Raw genomic sequence first — 19,691 nt, forward strand, 5'->3', positions numbered from 1 at the left:
GGGGCTGCTCCTGGGGCGCGAGTCGCGAAGTGTGGGGACGATACCGGATACTGGAACCATATACGATGACCTGCATCGCTATACAGCGTCACGTTCCACCGGACAGCTCATACAGCGCGGCCCGCCCCGGCCCCGGCCCAGCTCGCCGCCCGGGATCTCCAGCACCTCGATGCCCTGTTTCCGCAGATGCGTGTTGGTGGTGACATTGCGCTCGTAGGCGACGACGACGCCCGGCTCGACGGCGAGCACATTGCAGCCGTCGTCCCACTGCTCGCGCGCCGCGGAGTGCACATCCTGGGTGGCGGTCAGCACCCGGATGTCCGCCAGGCCGAGGGCCGCCGCGATGGCACGGTGCATATGCTCCGGCGGGTGGTCGGTGACCTTGAGTTCGCGGCCGTCGCCGCCCGGTTCGATGGTGTACGAGCGGAGCATGCCGAGGCCCGCGTACTGCGTGAAGGTGTCGCTGTCGACCATCGTCATCACGGTGTCGAGATGCATGAACGCCCGCCGCTTGGGCATGTCGAGCGCCACGATCGTGGTGGCGGAGCCGGCCGCGAAGAGCCCGCGTGCCAGCATCTCGACGGCCTGCGGGGTGGTGCGCTCGCTCATCCCGATCAGTACGGCCCCCTTGCCGATGACCAGGACGTCGCCGCCCTCGATGGTGGACGGGTAGTCGTCCTGCCCCTCCGACCAGTGGTGGAACGCCCCGGCGGCGGGCCCGGTGAACAGGGGATGGTGTTTGTAGATCGCCTCGAAGTGCACGGTCTCGCGCTGCCGGGCGGGCCAGCGCATCGCGTTGATGCTCACGCCGTCATAGATCCACGCCGAGGTGTCCCTGGTGAAGAGATGGTTCGGCAGCGGGTCGAGCAGGAAGTCGTCCAGCTCCATCGCGTGGAAGCGTACGGACACCGGCTCCGCGTGCTGCTCCAGGAACTCGCGCTTGGTCATCCCGCCGACCAGCGCCTCGACCAGCCGGTCCGTGGGCTGTTCGTCGAAGATCGCCCGGAGATGGCCGGTGGCGAGCGGGCCGTACTCCTTCTCGTCGAAGACCCGGTCCAGCACGAGCCGCCGGGCCGCCGGGAGGTCCAGGGACTCCCTCAGCAGATCGCCGAAGAGATGTACCTGGACTCCCCGGTCGCGCAGGAGCGCGGCGAACGCGTCGTGCTCCTCCTGGGCGCGGCGTACCCAGAGCACGTCGTCGAAGAGCAGTGTGTCCTTGTTGCCGGGCGTGAGGCGTTTCAGCTCCAGATCCGGGCGGTGCAGTATGACGCGGCGCAGCCGCCCGGTCTCGGAGTCGACATGGAATCCCATGTCTTCCATCCTCACCGCATGGAGCGCGGTTGACGCGGCGAACGACGGAGTTGGCCGTCAGAGCCGGGGGTCGACCGGTTCCGACTCCAGGGCCAGTACCGCGAAGACCGCCTCATGGACCCGCCACAGCGGTTCGCCGTCCGCCAGCCGGTCCAGGGCCTCCAGACCGAGGGCGTACTCCCGCAGCGCCAGCGAGCGCTTGTGGCCGAGGAAGCGGTCGCGCAGCCGCTGGAGATTGTCCGGGCGGGTGTACTCGGGACCGTAGATGATCCGCAGATACTCCCGGCCCCGTACCTTGACGCCCGGCTGCACGAGCCGGTCCTTGCCGTCCCGTACGAGCGCCTGGAGCGGCTTGACGACCATGCCCTCGCCGCCACGTCCGGTCATCTCCAGCCACCAGTCGACTCCGCCGCGCACCGACTCCTCGTCGCCGGTGTCCACGATCAGCCGGCGGGTGACCTGGAGCAGACCGGTCGGGTCGTGCTCGACCAGCCGGTCCAGCCAGGCCAGCTGCTGGTCGTGCGGGACTCCGGCGAGGTTGCGGCCCTGGACGGCGAGCAGCTGGAACGGTGCCAGGCGCACGCCCGCCAGCCCCTCCGTCGGCCAGCAGTAGCGCCGGTACGCCTCGGTGAACGCGGCGGCGTCGGCGGCGCGTTCACGCTGGGTGGCGAGCAGTCCCGCGGTCTCGACGCCCCGGGACGCGGCGGCTTCGAGCGCCTTCGTGACGGCGGGGAAAGCCGCCCCGGCGGCGGCGCCCACCGCGGCGTACTGGGTGCGCAGCAGACCGGTGGCCTTCAGCGACCACGGCATCAGCTCGGCGTCCAGCAGCACCCAGTCGGTGTCGAGTTCCCGCCACAGCCCGGCAGCGGTGACGGCGGTGCGCAGCCGGTCCAGGATCTCCTCGGTGACGGCCTCGTCGTCGAAGAAGGGCCTGCCGGTACGGGTGTGCAGCGCGCCGGTCGGGCCGGTCACGCCGAAGCGTTCGCGCGCCGCCGCCGCGTCACGGCAGACCAGCGCGACCGCGCGCGAACCCATGTGCTTCTCCTCGCACACGACCTGTCCGACGCCGTCCGCCCGGTACTGCGCGAACGCCTCGGCCGGGTGCTCCAGATAGCCGTCCCGCTCCGAGGTGGCGGTGGGCGCCATGGTGGGCGGGAGATAGGCGAGCAGCCGCGGGTCGACCGCGAACCGGCTCATCACCTCCAGGGCCGCCGCCGCGTTCTCCTCACGTACCGCGAGCCGTGCCATATGGCGGGTCTCCACGATCCGCTTGCCCCGCACATCCGCGAGGTCCAGCGGGCGGGCCTCCCTGCCGCCGGGCGCCTCCGTGACGAGCGGTCTGGCCGGCTCGTACCAGACCCGCTCGGCCGGTATGTCGACGATCTCGCGCTCGGGCCAGCGCAGCGCGGTCATCCCGCCGCCGAAGACCGCTCCGGTGTCCAGGCAGAGGGTGTTGTTGATCCATGAGGTCTTCGGTACGGGGGTATGGCCGTACACCACAGCCGCCCGGCCCCGGTACTCCTCGGCCCATGGGTAGCGCACGGGCAGACCGAACTCGTCCGTCTCCCCTGTGGTGTCGCCATACAGCGCATGGGAGCGGACCCGGCCCGAGGTGCGGCCGTGGTACTTCTCGGGCAGCCCGGCGTGACAGACGACCAGCTTGCCGCCGTCCAGGACGTAGTGGCTGACCAGGCCCTCGATGAACTCCCGCACCTGGGTGCGGAACGCGTCGTCCTCGCGTTCCAGCTGCTCGATGGTCTCGGCGAGTCCGTGGGTGTGCTGGACCTTCTTTCCCTTCAGCCAGCGGGCGAGCTTGTTCTCATGGTTGCCGGGCACACACAGGGCGGTGCCCGCCGCGACCATGCCCATCACGCGGCGCAGTACCCCGGGGCTGTCGGGGCCGCGGTCGACGAGGTCGCCGACGAAGACGGCCGTACGGCCCTCGGGGTGCGCGCCGTCCTCGTAGCCGAGCTTGCCGAGCAGGGTCTCCAGCTCGGAGCGGCAGCCGTGGATGTCTCCGATGATGTCGAAGGGGCCGGTGAGATGGGCGAGATCGTTGTAGCGGCGTTCGAGAACGATCTCGGCGCTCTCCACTTCCCGCTCGCCGCGCAGGATATGCACCTTGCGGAAGCCCTCGCGCTCCAGACCGCGCAGCGAGCGGCGCAGTTCACCGCGGTGCCGCTTGATCACATGGCGGGGCATCCCGGCCCGGTCGGGGCGGCCGGCGTTGCGCGCGGCGCACACCTCCTCGGGCAGGTCGAGGACTATCGCGACGGGCAGTACGTCATGCTCGCGGGCGAGTCGCACCAGCCGCTTGCGGCTCTCGGGCTGGACGTTGGTGGCGTCCACGACCGTGAGCCGGCCGGCCGCGAGCCGCTTGCCGACGATGTAGTGGAGTACGTCGAAGGCGTCGCCGGTGGCGCTCTGGTCGTTCTCGTCGTCCGAGACGAGACCGCGGCAGAAGTCGGAGGAGACGACCTCGGTGGGCTTGAACCGGCTTCGGGCGAAGGTGGACTTGCCGGAGCCGGTGGCGCCGATCAGCACCACGAGGGAGAGATCGGGCACGGGCAGGGGGCGCCGGGCCGCGGCGCCGTCGGTGGCAGTGGTGCTGGTGTTGGCGGTGGTGGTGGTGCTGGTACTGGTGCCGGTCATGCGGCCTTCTCCTCCTTCTGTGTGGTCAGCGGGTCGGTGACGGTGAACACCGCCATCTGCGTGGGCGGTCCCACCTCGGGATCATCGGGGCCGACCGGCCGGTACGCCACCTCGTAGCCATGGCACCGTCCCACCTCCTCGGCCCAGCCGCGGAACTCCGCGCGGGTCCACTCGAAGCGGTGGTCGCCATGGCGTACGTGGCCGGCGGGAAGCGTCTCCCAGCGCACGTTGTACTCGACATTGGGCGTGGTCACGATGACGGTCCCGGGGCGGGCCGAGCCGAAGACCGCGTACTCCAGCGCGGGCAGCCGGGGCGGGTCGAGATGCTCGATGACCTCGCTCAGCACGGCGGCGTCGTATCCCTTCAGCCGCTTGTCGGTGTACGTGAGCGCGCCCTGTGTGAGCGTGACGCGGTCGGCCTGGCGCTCGCTCAACCGGTCGAGCTTGAGCCGTCGCGAGGCGATCGTGAGCGCCCGTACGGACACGTCCACACCGACGACGCGCCGGAAGCGCGCGTCCTTCAGCAACGCCTGCACCAACTGGCCCTGGCCACAGCCCAGGTCGAGCACCGAGCTCGCGCCGGCGTCGCGCAGGGCGGTGAGGATCGCCTCGCGTCGCCGGACGGCGAGCGAGACCTCCGTGGACCGCGCGTCCTCGGCACCTTCCGCGCCCTCAACGCCGTCAACACCCTCGGCGCTCTCGGCGCCCGCGCCGCTTTCCGGGCCTTCGGGGGTCTCCTCGACCGCGTTGTCGATCGCCTCGACCTCGATGTCGTCGGCCTCGGCGAGCCTGACCAGCTCAAGCCGCTCCATGGCCTGCCGGGTCAGCCCCCAGCGACGGGCCAGATAGCGGCTGGTGATCAGCTTCTGCTCGGGGTGCTCGGCCAGCCAGCCGTCGCCCGCCCGCAGCAGCTTGTCCACCTCGTCGGGCGCGACCCAGTAGTGCTTCGCGTCATCGAGCACCGGCAGCAGGATGTAGAGGTGGCGCAGCGCGTCGGCGAGCCGCAGCTCGCCCTCCAGGACGAGCTGCACATAGCGCGAATCGCCCCACTGCGGGAAGCCCTCGTCCAGCGGCACCGGCTCCGCCTGTACCGAGGCCCAGCCCAGCGGTCCGAAGAGCGCCCGGACCAGCTCGGCTCCGCCGCGCGCGGGCACCGCCGGGATCTCGATCCGCAGCGGCAGCGGGCTCGCGGCCCGCTCCGGGAGCGCGGCGCACACACCGCGCAGGGCACTCTTGAAGACGGTGCTCAGCGCGACCGCGAGCAGTGAGGACGCGGCGTAGGGGCGGTCGTTGACATACCGCGCGAGGGCCGCGTCGGGGGCGCCGCCCCGGCCCTTCCCCTTGGTCCGTCGCACCAGCGCCACCGGATCGATCTCCAGCAGCAGGGCCGCCGTACAGCGTTCGGTGGACGCCTCGGGATAGAGCACATGGGCGGTGCCATGCGACGTGGAGAACGTCTGCGCCCGGTCGGGATGCTTGTGCAGCAGGAATCCGAGGTCGGTCGCGGGACGCTCCGGGGTGCCGGTCGTACTGATCGTGAGGAACACCTGACCGAGTATTGCCCGCCGGATCCACCACGACCAGGGGTTTTCCCGATAACTCAGCGCTCGGTCAGCGCGCTCAGCTCGGCGATCCGCTCCGGCCCGACCCGGCAGCAGCCACCGACGAGCCGCGCCCCCGCCGCCTGCCAGGACCGCACCCTGGACGCATCGAAGGTGGCGTCGCCGCGCCATCTCCGCGCCCCCGCGTCCCAGCCCTCCCCGCTGTTCGGATAGACGACGACCGGCTTGCCGGTCACCGAGGCGGCCAGCCCGACCGCGCGGTCCGCGTCCGCCGGCGCACAGCAGTTGATCCCGACGGCGATCACCTGCTCCTCGCCCGCGGCCAGGGCGAAGGCGTCGGCGAGCGGCTGCCCGGCCCGGGTGCGCTCGCCGTCGATGGAGTACGAGAGCCAGACCGGCACCCCGCAGCCGGCGGCGGCCCGCAGCAGCGCCTCCGCCTCGTCGGTGTCCGGGACGGTCTCCAGCGCGAGCGCGTCCGGACCGGCCGAGGCGAGGGTCTCGATCCTCGGCCGGTGGAACCGCTCCAGCTCCCGCACCGACAGTCCGTACCGGCCCCGGTACTCACTGCCGTCCGCGAGCATCGCGCCGTACGGACCGACCGAGGCCGCCACCCACACCTCGTCCCGCTCCGCCGCTCCCGCCCGGCGCGCCAGCTCCACAGCGCGGACCAGCAGCGCGCTCGCCGCGTCACGCGACACCCCGCGTCGCGCGAAACCCTCGTACGTCGCCTGATAACTGGAGGTGATCAACACCCGCGCGCCCGCCCGGACATACGCCGCGTGGGCCGCCTCGATCTGCTCCGGGCCGTCGGCGAGAAGCCGCGCCGACCAGAGGCTGTCGGTCAGATCGCAGCCCTGCGCGGCGAGCTGGTTGGAGAGACCGCCGTCGAGAACGACCGTCCCCCCGGCGAGCGCGGCGGCGAGTGTGCGGGTGGGTTTCACGGTGCTACCTCAGCTGGGACTGGACCTGCGAGGAGATCAGCTCCAGATGGTCGAGGTCGTCCAGATCCATCACCTGGAGATAGATCCGCGACGCGCCGACGGCGCCATAGCGGCCGATCTTCTCGACCACCTCGTCGGGCGTGCCCGCGAGCCCGTTGACCTTCAGCTCCGCCACCTCCCGTCCGATGGAGGCGGCCCGGCGGGCCACCTCCGCGTCGTCCTTGCCGACACACACGATCAGCGTGTTCGAGTACACCAGATCGTCCGGCTTGCGCCCCACGGCCTCGGCCGCGGCCCGTACCCGGCCGAACTGCCGCTCGGTGTCCTCGATGGAGGCGAACGGGATATTGAACTCGTCCGCGTACTGGGCGGCCAGCCGCGGTGTGCGCTTCGCGCCGTGTCCGCCGATCAGGACCGGCACCCTGCTCTGCGCGGGCTTCGGCAGCGCGGGTGAGTCGGTCAGCTGGTAGTACGTGCCGTCATAGGAGAAGGTCCGGCCGGTCTCCGTGGCCCAGAGGCCGGTCACGATCGCCAGCTGTTCTTCCAGCCGGGCGAACCTCTCCTTGGGGAACGGGATCCCGTACGCGTGGTGCTCCTCCTCGAACCAGCCCGCGCCCAGGCCCAGTTCGATCCGGCCGCCGGACATCTGGTCCACCTGGGCGACCTGGATGGCCAGCACGCCCGGCAGCCGGAACGTACCGGCCGTCATCAGCGTGCCGAGGCGGATCCGCTTGGTCTCCCTGGCCAGCCCCGCCAGGGTGATCCAGGCGTCCGTCGGCCCGGGAAGCCCGTCGGCCGACCCCATCCTCAGATAGTGGTCGGACCGGAAGAACGCGTCAAAGCCCAGGTCCTCGGAGGCCCTGGCCACGGTCAGCAGTGTCTCGTAGCTCGCCCCTTGCTGGGGCTCGGTGAAGATTCGAAGATCCATGTCCTCCATCCTGCACCTTGGGGCAGGGCTCCCCTCTGCCGTCCCGGCCGATCCTGTTCTCGCGCTCCCTCTGCCGCTGCCACTCCAGCCCCAGCTGCCGCTCCTCGCGCTGGCGCGCCCACTCCCGCTCCCGCTCACGGTCCCGCGCCACGAGCCGGCGCAGCATCACGCCCACCCGGTCGCCGGCCTCGTCCGCCGCGTCGATCGCGTCGATGCACTGCCAGTAGAGCCCCTCCTCGTCCGTAGCACACGCCACCGCCACCAGCGCGATCCCGACCTCGCCCAGCAGCGCGCCCAGCCCGGTCAGGGCCGCCCGGATGTCGGCCACCCCGGAGAGCTGTCCGGCCCGGACGCGACCGATGCGGGGCCCCGGACGGTCCGGTAACCCCGACAGCCCGTCGGGCGGTCCGTACGGTGGTCCGCAGTCGCGCCCGCCCCCCTCGGCCAGCTCCCGGGCGTCGCTCTTCAGCTCCTTCGGTCCGTTCAACGCCAACTGGACGCCGATCGCCTGGGCGAGGCTCTGCGCCTGCCAGGCCTCCGCGATGACGTCCCACTCGTCCGTGCTCTCGGCCAGGGCATGCCGACTCACTCCGATGAGCCGTTCCGCATCCATCCGCAGCCCCCGTTCGTACGACAATCCTGCCCACGCACTCCACTACCCAGAGTGAGGTATTGGCGACGGAAAGGCCAGAGCAATGCGGAAATCTCTGGACAGCAGGCTCGTTGTGCATAACGTGGCCACTCCGTAGAGTGACGATCAGGGCGAATCGCGGCCATCCGTCGGTCGCTTGGGCGGGTAGCGGACCTCATTCCGGTCCATCTTGGCGGCGAGCGCCGCGAGCGGGTCGATCCCCAGCACCTCACAGAACTGGAGCAGATAGGCGAGCACATCCGCGACCTCGTCCGAGACCCGGTGGGCCGACTCCGGGTCCTCCATCACCCGCGCCGACTGCTCGGGCGTCAACCACTGGAAGATCTCCAGCAGTTCCGACGCCTCGACGCTCAGCGCCGCCACCAGATTCTTGGGGGTGTGGTACTGCTCCCAGTCGCGCGCCGCCGCGAACCGCGCCAGCCTGCGCTGCATTCCCGCTACATCGAGTTCCGTCACGGGTCCAGGTCTACCACCGTCACCCCACCGGCCCCCCGCGCGCAGGAGGCGTCACCGACCGCCCCGACCAGTCCGATCCGCCCCTCAGCGCAGACCGCCGACGCCAGCGAGATGAGTTCGCGCGCCTGCCGCCGGTCCAGGCTGCGGTCGAATCCGTCCGCGAGGACGGTGAGCGACCGCAGCGACGGAGACACCTCTGGGGACTGGTCCGCGGCCAGTACGCCAGGACCGGTGAGCAGTACGAGCGCGAGCGCCAGATAGCGCAGTTCGCCCTCGCCGAGCCGGCCGACGGGAGTGGCCGCCCGGGCGCCCGAGGTGTCCCGGGCGAGCAGCGCGCGTACCGTGCCGTCGGCCAGCTGCTCCACGGCGAGTTCGGTCACCGGCCCCGCGCATCCGGCCCGCGCCGCCGCGGCCAGCCGGGCCCGCCGTCGGGCACAGCCGTCGCGCGAGCGGTCCAGCGTCCGGTCGAGCACCGCCGCCAGATTCTCGCAGCCACGGCGCAGCCGCCCCTGTCCGGCGGCCACCGGATGCCGCATGAGCTGGGGCTGCGGGTCGCAGACGAAGACGGACCGCAGAGCCAGCACGGTCTGTTCGGCGGCGGCGAGCACCAGCGACTCACCCGCCGTACGGCCCCCCACCCGCAGCGGGAGCAGCGCCGTGCCGAGCCGGTCGTCGGGCAGCGGGGCCCGGGTCACCGGCACGGCTCCCGCCGTGTGCCAGGCCGCCTGGACGGTGGGCCGCCCCGGGTCGCGCAGCGCCGTGGTGAGCAGCGTCTGCCCGCGGCCGGTCAGCCGTTCGCCGACGATGCGGAGTTCGGGCTCGGCCTGGACGGCGAGATCGAGCCGTACGGGACCGACCGGGCCGTCGACGGTGCAGCCGATCCGGAAGCCGCGCCGCCCCTGGGCGTCGGGCGCGGCCCGTTCGGGAACGCAGGCGACCGGATCCGGGAAGACATCGGCGAGCGGTGCGCCCGCGCCGAGCCTGGCGAGCGACTCGTAGGCCCGCAGCGCCGTGGACTTCCCGCTGCCGCTCGCTCCGGTGAACAGCGTCATGGGGCCCAGGGGAAAAGCCGCTCCGCGGTGCGAGGTGAAGGCGGAGAGCCGCAGTTCGGTGAGGGTGGGACGCGCGGGGGTTGCTTCCATGGCCGGACGGTATGCGGCGCGAAAGCTGCCGAACCGTTACGCCTTGGGCACCTTCCTACGATCGGGGGACGGCGTCGGCCGCGATCCCCTCGACCTCCGTGCCGATCGGGGCCAGCAGGAAGACGTTCTTGTCGACGCGGTGCATCCCGCTGCCGAGCCCGAAGACGACCCCGCTGCTGAAGTCCAGGATGCGTTTGGCCACCTCGGGCTCCGCGCCGGTCAGATCCAGCAGCACCGGAATCCGCGCGATCAGATGGTCGGCGACCTCCCGCGCGTCCGCGAACACCTGTACGCGCAGCACGATGAAGCGCCGGTTCTCCGCTGTGAAGTCCTGGGGGACGGTGCGGTGATCGACCCGCGAGGGCCACTCGTTGCGGCCGCGCAGCGGAACGACCTGGGCCAGGCCCTCCCACTGCTCATCGGTGGCGTCGTATCCGTACCTGCCGTAGCGGCTCATCCGACCACCCCGCCCGTGCACTCTGTCTGCATTCGGCCATCCTCCCGCGCCTCACCCGTTCGGCCCAACAGCGACACGGCCCGGCAGAGGACCGACTTCGCCGGCCATGACCGGAAACCACCGCCGGAGCGCCGCCGAACCGCCGCCGGAGACGCCGGAAACCGCCGCCGGAGCCACCGGAATCGCCGGAGACGCCGAAGGGACCCCGCCCCCAGGACGGGTGAGTCCGTCTCACCGGGGCCCCATCCTCACACCGCGCGTCCATGACCTCAACGGGGCGTCACGAACTCCCTCTTCACCTCCAGGCCCGCCGGCGCCTCGATGTGCGCCGTACCGTCGGCATCCACGGAGATGTCCAGGCGCCCGCCCGCGACATCGAGGCCCTCCACCTTCAGCGGCCGGTACGCCTCGGCGAACGCGGGCGCGACGGTCAGGGTGCCGCCGGGGACGTCGGCCGAGAGCCCCAGCGCGGACTGGAGGACCACGACGGACGAGGCGGCGGCCCACGCCTGCGGCCGGCAGGACGCCGGGTAGGGCGAGGGCAGCGCGTCGGTCGCCGCGCCATGGCCGGCGAACAGCTCCGGCAGCCGGGCGTCGAAGCCCGTGGAGGCGGTCAGCAGCCCCGCCGCCAGCCCCGCCGCCGCGTCCGGGAAACCCGCCCTGGTCAGCCCGTGCACCGCGATCGCGGTGTCGTGCGGCCAGATGGAACCGATGTGGTAGCCGTACGGGTTGTACCCCACGGAGTCGCTGCTCAGGGTGCGCAGCCCGTGGCCCGAGTCGAGGTCGGGCGCGCTGAGCCGGGCGGCCAGCAGGGCGCTCTCCTCGTGGTTGAGCAGGCCCGTGCCCAGCAGATGGCCGAAGCCCGAGGTGACCGAGTCCACCGGCCGCTGGTCCCGGTCGAGGGCGACGGCCGGGTAGGCGCCGCGCTCGTCCTCCACCCAGAAGTGCCTGCGGAACCGGTCGGAGAGCCGCTCGGCCCACTCCTCCCAGTCGTCGGCGCCGGGCCGGCCGAAGGCGCGCAGCAGCGCGGCGCCGCCGCGGGCCGCCTCGTAGGCGTACGCCTGGACCTCGCAGAGCGCGATCGGGGAGGCGGCGAGGCGTCCGTCGCGGTGCCGGATCGCGTCGCCGGAGTCCTTCCAGCCCTGGTTGGCCAGGCCGCGGCCGGTGCCGTCGATGTACTTCAGGAAGCCGTCGCCGCCGGCGTCGCCGTAGTCGCGCATCCAGGCGAGGGCGGACTCGGCGTGCGGCAGCAGCTGTTCGACCTGCTCCGGGGCGAGCCCCCAGCGCCAGGCATCGTGCAGCAGCGTGATCCACAGCGGGGTGGCGTCGACCGTGCCGTAGTAGGACGGCGGCAGCGAGAAGTCCTCGCGGAAGTCCTGCGTGCCACGGCGCACTTCGTGCAGGATCTTGCCGGGCTGCTCCTCGGTGCCCGGGTCGGACTTCACGCCCTGGCGGCGCGCGAGCGTACGCAGCGTACCGGCGGCGAGTTCGGTCCCCAGCGGCAGCATCATCCGGGCCGCCCACAGGGAGTCGCGCCCGAAGAGCGTGAGGAACCAGGGGGCTCCGGCGGCCAGGAACTGGTCGGCGGGCTCCTCGGAGTCGGTCAGGCGCAGCCGGTCGAGGTCGGCGGCCGACTGGCTGAGCCAGTGGTCGAAGCGCCGGTCGGCGCTGCGCAGCACCGGCGTGCGCCAGGGCACGCTGTCCGCCGTCGGGGCGGGGAACTGGTCGCCGTCCTCGTGCGCGGCGTCACAGTGCAGCACGGCGGTCCAGACCTCTGCCGGTGCCAGCTCGATGTCGTACGCCAGCCGCCCGGACGCCGGGTCGACGGCGGCGGGTGCCGGGGTGGAGGTCAGGCGTACGGCGAACGCCCCCGTGGACCAGTCGAGTCCGTCCGCGGTGGCGGTCGCGGGGACCGGGCTCTGCGCCTGCCCGGTCTTGACGCGCTCCATCGCGGCGAGGTCGGTGGCGGCGGTCACGATCAGCCGGACGGAGACGTTCTGCCGTCCCGCGTTGGAGACTTCGAGGGTCTCCTCCAGCCGCCCGGAGGTGACGCGCCGCTTGCGGTGCAGGGTGACCGCCGGGTCCGCGGTGTCCTCGCCGAGGCCGCGCAGCACTCCGCGGAAGGCCGCCCGGTCCGCACCGTCAAGGGCTCCGCGCACCGGCGCGATGGCGATCCCGTCGGCCTCGACCGTCAGCCGGGCCAGCGCTCTCCTGTCGGCGTGGTAGAAGCCTTCGGCGCCACTGGCCATCTGTCCGTCCGCGTGGGAGATCGCGAAGCTCGGCGCGTACAGCGTCACACAGGCGTCGTGCAGGAACGGCTGGAGGCCCTCGGCCGAGGGGACCGCCGCTGCGACGGAGTTCATAGTGTCGTGGGTCTTGACAGTAGTGGACAACAGAGCAGAACCTCTCAGTCATTGGAGCGTTCCAAGAACCCTAACGACGACTTCAGCTCGTTGACAATGGCATTTGAACGTTCCAATCAACTCGTCGTTTCGCACAAACCGTTCCGGAGACAGCTATGCCCCGCTCCCCCAACGCGCCCTCGCCCAAGGCCGGTCCAGTGACACTGGCCATGGTCGCGCGGCGCGCCGGGGTCTCTCCGCAGACGGTGTCAAATGCCCTTAATTCGCCCGAACTGCTGCGCTCCGAGACGCTGGAGCGGGTCCAGCGCACCATCGACGAGATGGGGTACCGCCCGCACCGGGCGGCGCAGACGCTGCGTACCCGCTCCAGCAAGCTCATCGGCTACGGCATACGTCCCGCGCCGGGACACTCGGCGCCGGTCATGGACCGCTTCCTGCACGCGCTGTCCCAGGCGGCCGACGAGGCCGGCTACCGGATCCTGCTGTTCGCCTCGCCGCCCGGCAATGCCAGTCTGGACGGGCACGAGGAGCTGATCGATCTGCACAGCGTCGACGGTTTCGTGCTCAGCGGCACCGACCGCGGCGACCCCCGTCAGGCCTGGCTGACCAAGCGCGGCATACCCTTCGTGGGCTTCGGGCGGATGTGGTCGGGCCGGCAGATAGGCGACTGGGCGGATGTCGACGGTGCCTCGGGCACGGACGCCGCGGTCGAGCATCTGGTGTCCCTGGGGCATCGCAGAATCGCGTTCCTCGGCTGGCCGCGCGGCTCCGGAGTCGGTGACGACCGTGCCGAGGGCTGGCAGCGCGCCATGCGCCGGAACGGGCTGCCGGTACGCGGCCGGCGCGCGCAGAGCGTCGACGACACCGCATCCGCGCGGGCCGCCGTGGCACCCCTCCTCGACACGGGGGCGACGGCCGTGATCGCCGCCAGCGACATGCTCGCGCTGGGCTGCTACCAGGCGCTGCGCGAGCGCGACGCCACGCCGGGCAAGGACGTCGCCGTCATCGGCTTCGACGACTCCCCCACCGCGGCCCTGCTCTCGCCCGGTCTGTCCACCGTCGCCCAGCCGCTGGAGGCCGCCGGCCACGAGTGCGTACGGCTGCTGCTCGCCCGGATGTCGGAGCCCGGTGCCCCGCCCGAGCGTGTCCTGCTCGAACCGTCCCTTGTCGTCCGCGACAGCACACCCGCACCGGGAAGCTGACCGCGCACACCACCGCCCGGGGCGCGGAACGCTCCCGGGCCACCGATTCCCGGCACGCCCTTCCCGGGCCACTGAGCCGCACGTCTCATCTCTTTCATCTCTACTGGAGGAATTCATGGTCACCCGCACGGCCGCCGCCGCCGCACTCGTCACCTGCGCGGCGCTCCTGGCCGCCACAGGCTGCTCGTCCAACTTCGACAGTGGCAAGGACCAGGCGCAGGACAAGGCCGAGAAGCAGAAGCTGACCGTCCTGATCGCCACCTCGGGTGACGCCGAGACCCAGGCGGTGAAGGCCGCCGCCGCCTCGTACGAGAAGAAGTCCGGCAACACGGTGACCGTCGAGGTCGCCAAGGACATGAACCAGCAGCTGGCGCAGTCCTTCGCCGGGCACAAGCCGCCGGACGTCTTCTACGTCAACTCCGACCAGTTCGCGAACTACTCCAAGGGCGGCTCGCTGTACCCGTACGGCGACCAGATATCCGACTCCTCGGACTTCTCCGAGCAGCTGCTCACGTCCTTCTCGTACGGCGGGAAGCAGATGTGCCTGCCCAAGGACACCTCCACCCTCGGTCTCGCCATCAACACCGACCTGTGGAAGAAGGCCGGGCTGACGGAGAAGGACTACCCGAAGACCTGGAAGGAGCTCCAGAGCGTCGCGGACAAGCTCACCGCCAACGGCGTCACCGGCCTGGTGACCAGCGACGAGTACCAGCGCCTCGGCGTCTTCATGAAGCAGGCGGGCGGCTGGCTCACCGACGCGGACCAGAAGAAGATGACCGCCGACACCCCGGAGAACGCCGAGGGTCTCTCCTTCGTCCAGTCGATGCTGAAGTCGGGCTCGATGAAGTTCGCCAAGCAGGTGGACACCAGCTGGGGCGGCGAGGCGCTCGGCAAGGGCAAGGCCGCGATGACCATCGAGGGCAACTGGCTCGACGGCGGTATGAAGCTCGACTACCCGGATGTGAAGTACGCCGTCGCGGAGCTGCCGGCGGGTCCGAAGGGCAAGGGCACGCTCGCCTTCAGCACCTGCTGGGGCGTCGCCGCCGAGAGCACCCACCAGGCGGCAGCCGTCGACCTCGTCAAGCACCTGACCTCGGCCGACCAGCAGCTCGCCTTCGCCGACGCGTTCGGTGTCATGCCGTCGCGGACCAGCGCGCTCACGACGTACGCCGAGCGGACGCCGCAGGCCAAGGCGTGGGTGGACGGCAGCGCGTACGCGCAGGGCCCGGTCACGATCGCCGGCTTCGACAAGGTGCTGAGCCAGCTCAACACCGACCTCCAGTCGCTGCGCACGGCCGACCCGAAGAAGATCCTCGCCGACCTCCAGCGCAACGGCGAACAGGCCATCGCGAAGGGCAACTGAGCCCCATGCCCCTCCGTACTGTGCGCGCACACCGCGCACACCGATCGACCGGCACACCGGGCGAACCTGACACGCCCGGTGTGACCGGTACGACCGCGACGGCCCGCGCCCGCGCCCCGCGCGCGGGCCGTCGCGGGGACCAGCGCCGGGAAACCGTGTGGGCCTGGCTGTTCGTCAGCCCCATGATGGTGGTCCTCGGATGCTTCCTGGTGCTGCCCATCCTCATGGCGCTGTGGGTGAGCCTGCTGCACTGGGACGGACAGTCCAATCCGTTCAGCGCCGACGCCGACTTCGTGGGCCTGGACAACTACCGGACGCTGTTCACGCAGGACGGTCTCGACCGCACGCTCTTCGCGACCGCCCTGCGCAACAACGCCTACTACGTCCTGCTGACCGTTCCCCTGCAGACCGGACTGGCGCTGGGCCTGGCCCTGATCGTCAACCAGAAGCTGCTGCGGGCGCGCAGTGCGCTGCGTACGACCTTCTTCTTCCCGTCGGTCACCAGCTCCATCGCCGTCTCCACGGTCTTCCTCTTCCTCTTCCAGGGCAGCGGGGCCGTCAACTCCCTGCTTTCTTGGATCGGGGTGAAGGGACCGAACTGGTTCGCGGACCCGCGAGGGGTGCTCTCCCTGATCCTGGGCGGCTTCGGGATCGTCGATCCCGAACGGCCCTCCGGGATGCTGGCGGACCACTCCTTCATGGGGCTCTCGTGGTTCGAGTGGCTGTCCGGCCCCTCGGTCGCGATGTGCACGATCATCCTGCTGTCCGTGTGGACGACGTCGGGCACGTTCATGCTGATCTTCCTCGCGGCGCTCCAGGACATCCCCCGGGAGCTGGAGGAGTCGGCCGCCCTGGACGGGGTCAACCGCCGTCAGCTGCTGCGGTACGTGACGCTGCCCGCCCTGCGTCCCGTGCTGTTCCTGGTGCTCACGCTGGGGCTGATCGCCACCTGGCAGGTCTTCGACCAGGTGTATGTGATGGGCCAGGGCGCCCCGGGCAATACGACGCTCACGCCCGCGTTCCTGTCGTACTCCGCGGGCTTCGACAACGCGGACTTCGGCCAGGGCGCGGCGATCGCGTTCGTCCTGCTCGCCCTGATCCTCTGTCTGACCGCGTTCCAGCGCTGGGTCCTGCGGGAGCGCGGCGCTCGTAAGGGGAGGAAGCGATGAGCGCCGGTGGTACGGCGATACGCGACCGGGTCGAGCGGGCCCGGCTCCGGCGCGCCGCGCGCAACGCCGCCCGTCCGCCGGTGCTGGGACGGTTCGCGGTCCCGTGGCGGGTGGTGGGGTACTCCCTGGTGGTGGGGGTGGCGCTGCTCTATCTGCTGCCGTTCCTCCTCCAGTTGGTGACCGGTTTCAAGACGGATCCGGACGCGGCGGCGAACCCTCTCTCCCTGGTGCCGGCCACTCCCACGACGGCTGCCTACCAGCGGCTGTTCGGGCTGAGCGAGTCGGTGGACGGGGTGCCCTTCCTGCGCTGGCTCTCCAACTCGACGCTGGTCGCGGTCCTCGTGACCACCGGCCGGGTGCTGTTCAACTCGATGGCCGGGTACGCGCTGGCGCGGCTGCGTTTCCGGGGCCGCTCGCTGCTGTTCGGCTTCGTGCTCGCGGTGATGGCGGTGCCCGGGGTGGCGCTGCTCATCCCGAAGTTCCTGGTGCTCAACACCTTCGGGATCTTCGACACGTACACCGGCATGATCCTGCCGCTGCTGGTGGACGCGGCGGGCATCTTCATCATGAAGCAGTTCTTCGAATCGGTGCCGCGCGAGGTCGAGGAGGCCGCGCGGGTCGACGGGGCGGGGGTGTTCCGGATCTTCTGGTCCGTCGTCCTGCCGATGGCCAGGCCCGCGCTGATCACGCTGACGATCCTGTCGTTCCAGGGGTCGTGGAACGAGTTCACGCACTTCCTGGTCGCCACCCAGTCCGGTCAGTACGAGACGCTCACCACGGGTCTGGCCCGCTTCATCTCGGGCGGTCTCGGCGGTGGCACGCAGTATCCGCTGAAGCTGGCGGCGGCGCTGCTCTCCACCCTGCCGGTGGCCGCGCTGTTCTTCTGCTTCCAGCGCTACTTCGTCAACGGCGCCAACTCGGGCGCGGTCAAGGAGTAGTCGGGGAGCGGTCGGAAAGCGGCGGAAAGACCGCCGGAGTCCGCTCCGGCACCGCCCCGTCGCCGGGTACGGCGACGGGGCGGTCGCGTACTGCGCCGAAGAGGTGAAACACCCCGGACCCTCGCGGATGTCCCACCGTCCGGCGGCCCCCGCGTCGCGAATGTGTCGGTGACACAGAGAGCACCCGCGGCGGTGCGGGCGCCGAGGACAGAGGGGGCGTGATGGACACGGAGCACATCGACACCCGGCTGCTGGAACCCACGGCACGGGACGACATCATGGCGCTGCAGACCGCGGCGTCACTGGAGAACCTGGCGGTGAGCGTCTACCGGACCGCCGCCGCGCTGCCGTTCATCAAGGACGGCAACGCGACGCTCCAGGAGTTCATCGCCACGACCACCCTGCACCACGAGGAACACGCCAAGGCCTTCAACACGGCGGCCGTCCAGGCCGGCGGGCAGCAGCAGACCGGGACCGACCCGAAGTACGCGGCCGTCGTCCAGCGGGCACTGCCGGCCGCCAGGACCCCCGAGGACCTGGTCGCGCTCGCGCTCTCGCTGGAGGACGTGGCCGCGCAGACGTACGCCAAGGACGTGGGCCTGGCCGGCACCGCGCGACTGCGCCGGCTCTTCGGCTCCGTCGCCCCGGTCGAGGCACAGCACCGCGCCACCCTGCTGGTCATCCGGTCGCTGCTCGGCTCGGGCGGCAGCGATCTGATCGCGATCCCGACGGACGCCGCCGCGCTGCCCGCGGCCGTCGGAACGGCCGGACTCCCCGACTCCTTCTATCCGACGGGCAACGCCTCACCGATCTCCGAAGGGGCCGTGCGGTGAGTGCCGTACCCGGACGAGGCGGCTGGGAGCCGCCCCCAGGTCCTGTCCACGAGACCGACGCGCCCGGCCCGGGGCGCCGGACATTCCTGCTGGGCGCGGGAGGCGCCGGGGCCGCGTTCCTGCTGACGGCCTGTTCCGGTGAGAACGACCTGTCCGCGCGGTCGCCCGTCGACCAGGCCAGCGTGATCGCGCACCGGGTCTCCTACCCCGGCGATCTGCGGACGGTCGCGCTGGCGGTCGCGCTGGAGAACCAGGTCGTGGGCGTCTATACGTCGGCGCTCGCCGCGGCCAGGGCGGGCAGGCTCGGGACCGTACCGCCCGCGCTCACGAGCTTCCTCACCCGGGCGGCGGCCCATCACACCGACCACGCCAAGGCGTGGAACGCCGTCCTGACCCGCGCCGGCAAGCCCGCCCTGACGGGGGTGCCGCTCTCCGACCAGCGGGAGGTCACCGCCACCCTGGCCAAGGCCACCAGCGCGGCCGACGCCGCCGCGCTCGCGCTGCGGCTGGAGGAACAGGCCGCGCAGACCTATCTGATGGCCACCTACAGCGTGGAGGGCGCCTCGGAGACCGAGACGGCGGCCACGATCGCGCCGGTCGAGGCGATGCACGCCTCGATCCTGCACTTCCTCCTGGGCCAGTACCCGGCGCCGGACGCGTTCCTGCGCGTCGACCGGGCGGCCAGGCCGAGTCTCCTGACGGTGTGAGCGGCGGCCCGTTCAGGCGAGAGTGCGTGCCCCACGGGCGGGCACGCACCGGCTCCGGTGCGAAACTTGCCGGGTCCGTCACACCGCTCCGGAAGAGAGACGCCGCCTTGCCGTTCGCCCCCGCCGCCCGTATATCCGTGGCTCCGCTGCTCGCGCTGGCGCTGGCGCTCTCCGGATGCGCCGCCTCCGGCACGGCCGACGACTCCGGCGCCTCGGCCACCCCCAAGGGGGCGGAGAGCTCCGCCGCCACCGGTCACTCGGTGCGCGGGCCCCGGGCGAACGAGCCCTTCGACTACCAGCTCGGCGGAGCGTACGACCCGCCGGACGGGGTGCGGACGGTGATCAGGGACCGTACGGCGGCCCCCGACCCGGACCCCGGCATCTACAACATCTGCTACGTCAACGCGTACCAGACACAGCCCGACGCCGTGGCGTGGTGGCAGAAGAACCACCCCGACCTGCTGCTGCGCGACGCGGACGGCGCGACCGTCGTCGACGAGGACTGGGCGGAGCCCCTCCTGGACATCTCCACCGCCGACCGCCGCGACCGGCTGGCCGGCATCGTCGGCGGCTGGATCGACGGCTGCGCCGACCGGGGGTTCGACGCCGTCGAGGCGGACAACCTGGACTCGTATCTGCGCTCGGACGGCCTGCTCGACCGCGAGGAGGCCGCCGTCTTCGCGGGGCTGCTGGCCGAGCGCGCCCACCGGGCGGGGCTGGCGATCGGCCAGAAGAACGCGGCGGAGATGACCGGGGTACGGGACGAGACCGGCTTCGATTTCGCCGTCGCCGAGGAGTGCGCGCGGTACGAGGAGTGCGACGCGTACGCGGACGCCTACGACGACACGGTGCTGGTGATCGAGTACCGGCGGGCGGACCTCACCGTCGCGTGCCGGGAGTGGGGCGACCGCCTCTCGATCGTGCTGCGGGACCGGGACGTCGTACCGGCCGGAGAGCCCGGCCATGTCAACGCGCGCTGCTGAACGGCGCGTTACCCGGGCGGCGGTGCCGCCTG

General features: G+C 71.5%; 16 protein-coding genes and 1 pseudogene. 7 read left to right on the plus strand and 10 right to left on the minus strand.

The genetic code is table 11. The features are described from left to right. Nucleotides 1-78 precede the first annotated feature (78 nt). The 10 genes and pseudogenes from ACFRKB_RS18080 to ACFRKB_RS18125 all read right to left on the minus strand — a co-directional run bounded on the left by ACFRKB_RS18080 (nucleotide 79) and on the right by ACFRKB_RS18125 (nucleotide 12,464). On the minus strand, nucleotides 79-1,311 hold the full coding sequence (locus ACFRKB_RS18080; protein ID WP_383106849.1) for an arginine deiminase: 1,233 nt from the start codon (nucleotides 1,309-1,311) through the stop codon (nucleotides 79-81). A 57-nt stretch (nucleotides 1,312-1,368) separates the two neighbouring features. After that, nucleotides 1,369-3,963: a polynucleotide kinase-phosphatase gene (locus ACFRKB_RS18085; protein WP_383106851.1), complete on the minus strand. Its 2,595-nt coding sequence runs from the start codon at nucleotides 3,961-3,963 to the stop codon at nucleotides 1,369-1,371. Next, nucleotides 3,960-5,510 carry a 3' terminal RNA ribose 2'-O-methyltransferase Hen1 gene (locus ACFRKB_RS18090; protein ID WP_383106853.1) on the minus strand — a complete coding sequence of 517 codons (1,551 nt, stop codon included), beginning with the start codon at nucleotides 5,508-5,510 and terminating at the stop codon, nucleotides 3,960-3,962. Before ACFRKB_RS18090 ends, ACFRKB_RS18085 begins: the two co-directional genes overlap by 4 nt. A gap of 53 nt (nucleotides 5,511-5,563) precedes the next feature. Further along, a complete protein-coding gene (mmuM, locus tag ACFRKB_RS18095) occupies nucleotides 5,564-6,466 on the minus strand; it encodes a homocysteine S-methyltransferase (protein WP_383106855.1) in 903 nt (300 codons plus the stop codon). Nucleotides 6,467-6,470: 4 nt separating this feature from the next. After that, nucleotides 6,471-7,394 (minus strand): LLM class F420-dependent oxidoreductase, encoded by a 924-nt coding sequence (locus tag ACFRKB_RS18100; RefSeq protein WP_383106856.1) that lies wholly within the window; start codon nucleotides 7,392-7,394, stop codon nucleotides 6,471-6,473. 103 nt (nucleotides 7,395-7,497) lie between these two features. Next, a pseudogene (locus ACFRKB_RS18105) lies at nucleotides 7,498-8,007 on the minus strand (DUF6099 family protein); the annotation flags it as partial. Nucleotides 8,008-8,151: 144 nt separating this feature from the next. Further along, nucleotides 8,152-8,502, minus strand: coding sequence for a nucleotide pyrophosphohydrolase (locus ACFRKB_RS18110; RefSeq protein WP_365974277.1), 351 nt, complete (start codon nucleotides 8,500-8,502; stop codon nucleotides 8,152-8,154). After that, nucleotides 8,499-9,644 (minus strand): AAA family ATPase, encoded by a 1,146-nt coding sequence (locus tag ACFRKB_RS18115; protein ID WP_383106857.1) that lies wholly within the window; start codon nucleotides 9,642-9,644, stop codon nucleotides 8,499-8,501. The genes ACFRKB_RS18110 and ACFRKB_RS18115 overlap by 4 nt, the downstream gene beginning before the upstream one ends. Nucleotides 9,645-9,699: 55 nt before the next feature. Continuing rightward, nucleotides 9,700-10,101, minus strand: a complete 402-nt coding sequence (locus tag ACFRKB_RS18120; RefSeq protein WP_383106858.1) for a cell division protein SepF — start codon at nucleotides 10,099-10,101, stop codon at nucleotides 9,700-9,702. A gap of 269 nt (nucleotides 10,102-10,370) precedes the next feature. Further along, nucleotides 10,371-12,464 (minus strand): amylo-alpha-1,6-glucosidase, encoded by a 2,094-nt coding sequence (locus ACFRKB_RS18125; protein WP_383106859.1) that lies wholly within the window; start codon nucleotides 12,462-12,464, stop codon nucleotides 10,371-10,373. 155 nt (nucleotides 12,465-12,619) lie between these two features. Here ACFRKB_RS18125 and ACFRKB_RS18130 point away from each other — a divergent pair, with 155 nt between their 5' ends. The 7 genes from ACFRKB_RS18130 to ACFRKB_RS18160 all read left to right on the plus strand — a co-directional run bounded on the left by ACFRKB_RS18130 (nucleotide 12,620) and on the right by ACFRKB_RS18160 (nucleotide 19,659). Beyond that, nucleotides 12,620-13,666, plus strand: a complete 1,047-nt coding sequence (locus ACFRKB_RS18130) for a LacI family DNA-binding transcriptional regulator (protein ID WP_383106860.1) — start codon at nucleotides 12,620-12,622, stop codon at nucleotides 13,664-13,666. A 115-nt stretch (nucleotides 13,667-13,781) separates the two neighbouring features. Next, complete coding sequence (locus ACFRKB_RS18135; protein WP_383106861.1) at nucleotides 13,782-15,029, plus strand: sugar ABC transporter substrate-binding protein; 1,248 nt, start codon at nucleotides 13,782-13,784, stop codon at nucleotides 15,027-15,029. Between the two features lie 80 nt (nucleotides 15,030-15,109). Next, nucleotides 15,110-16,198, plus strand: coding sequence for a carbohydrate ABC transporter permease (locus ACFRKB_RS18140; protein ID WP_383106862.1), 1,089 nt, complete (start codon nucleotides 15,110-15,112; stop codon nucleotides 16,196-16,198). Further along, nucleotides 16,195-17,136, plus strand: coding sequence for a carbohydrate ABC transporter permease (locus tag ACFRKB_RS18145; protein ID WP_383106863.1), 942 nt, complete (start codon nucleotides 16,195-16,197; stop codon nucleotides 17,134-17,136). The genes ACFRKB_RS18140 and ACFRKB_RS18145 overlap by 4 nt, the downstream gene beginning before the upstream one ends. A gap of 221 nt (nucleotides 17,137-17,357) precedes the next feature. Beyond that, the gene (locus ACFRKB_RS18150) at nucleotides 17,358-17,969 is read left to right on the plus strand and encodes a ferritin-like domain-containing protein (RefSeq protein WP_383106865.1); all 612 of its coding nucleotides are present in this window, start codon (nucleotides 17,358-17,360) and stop codon (nucleotides 17,967-17,969) included. Beyond that, nucleotides 17,966-18,676, plus strand: a complete 711-nt coding sequence (locus tag ACFRKB_RS18155; RefSeq protein WP_383106866.1) for a ferritin-like domain-containing protein — start codon at nucleotides 17,966-17,968, stop codon at nucleotides 18,674-18,676. The genes ACFRKB_RS18150 and ACFRKB_RS18155 overlap by 4 nt, the downstream gene beginning before the upstream one ends. Nucleotides 18,677-18,783: 107 nt before the next feature. Continuing rightward, nucleotides 18,784-19,659 carry an endo alpha-1,4 polygalactosaminidase gene (locus ACFRKB_RS18160; RefSeq protein ID WP_383106867.1) on the plus strand — a complete coding sequence of 292 codons (876 nt, stop codon included), beginning with the start codon at nucleotides 18,784-18,786 and terminating at the stop codon, nucleotides 19,657-19,659. The last annotated feature ends 32 nt before the right edge of the window (nucleotides 19,660-19,691 follow it).

This window comes from Streptomyces scopuliridis (assembly GCF_042790125.1).
GTDB lineage: Bacteria > Actinomycetota > Actinomycetes > Streptomycetales > Streptomycetaceae > Streptomyces > Streptomyces scopuliridis_A.

Bases quoted from the DNA above. Each gene is read 5' to 3' on its own strand.
- ACFRKB_RS18080 (WP_383106849.1), bottom strand. From the start codon at position 1,311: ATGGGATTCCATGTCGACTCCGAGACCGGGCGGCTGCGCCGCGTCATA.
- ACFRKB_RS18085 (WP_383106851.1), bottom strand. From the start codon at position 3,963: ATGACCGGCACCAGTACCAGCACCACCACCACCGCCAACACCAGCACC.
- ACFRKB_RS18100 (WP_383106856.1), bottom strand. From the start codon at position 7,394: ATGGATCTTCGAATCTTCACCGAGCCCCAGCAAGGGGCGAGCTACGAG.
- ACFRKB_RS18115 (WP_383106857.1), bottom strand. From the start codon at position 9,644: ATGGAAGCAACCCCCGCGCGTCCCACCCTCACCGAACTGCGGCTCTCC.
- ACFRKB_RS18120 (WP_383106858.1), bottom strand. From the start codon at position 10,101: ATGAGCCGCTACGGCAGGTACGGATACGACGCCACCGATGAGCAGTGG.
- ACFRKB_RS18125 (WP_383106859.1), bottom strand. From the start codon at position 12,464: ATGAACTCCGTCGCAGCGGCGGTCCCCTCGGCCGAGGGCCTCCAGCCG.
- ACFRKB_RS18130 (WP_383106860.1), top strand. From the start codon at position 12,620: ATGCCCCGCTCCCCCAACGCGCCCTCGCCCAAGGCCGGTCCAGTGACA.
- ACFRKB_RS18135 (WP_383106861.1), top strand. From the start codon at position 13,782: ATGGTCACCCGCACGGCCGCCGCCGCCGCACTCGTCACCTGCGCGGCG.
- ACFRKB_RS18145 (WP_383106863.1), top strand. From the start codon at position 16,195: ATGAGCGCCGGTGGTACGGCGATACGCGACCGGGTCGAGCGGGCCCGG.
- ACFRKB_RS18150 (WP_383106865.1), top strand. From the start codon at position 17,358: ATGGACACGGAGCACATCGACACCCGGCTGCTGGAACCCACGGCACGG.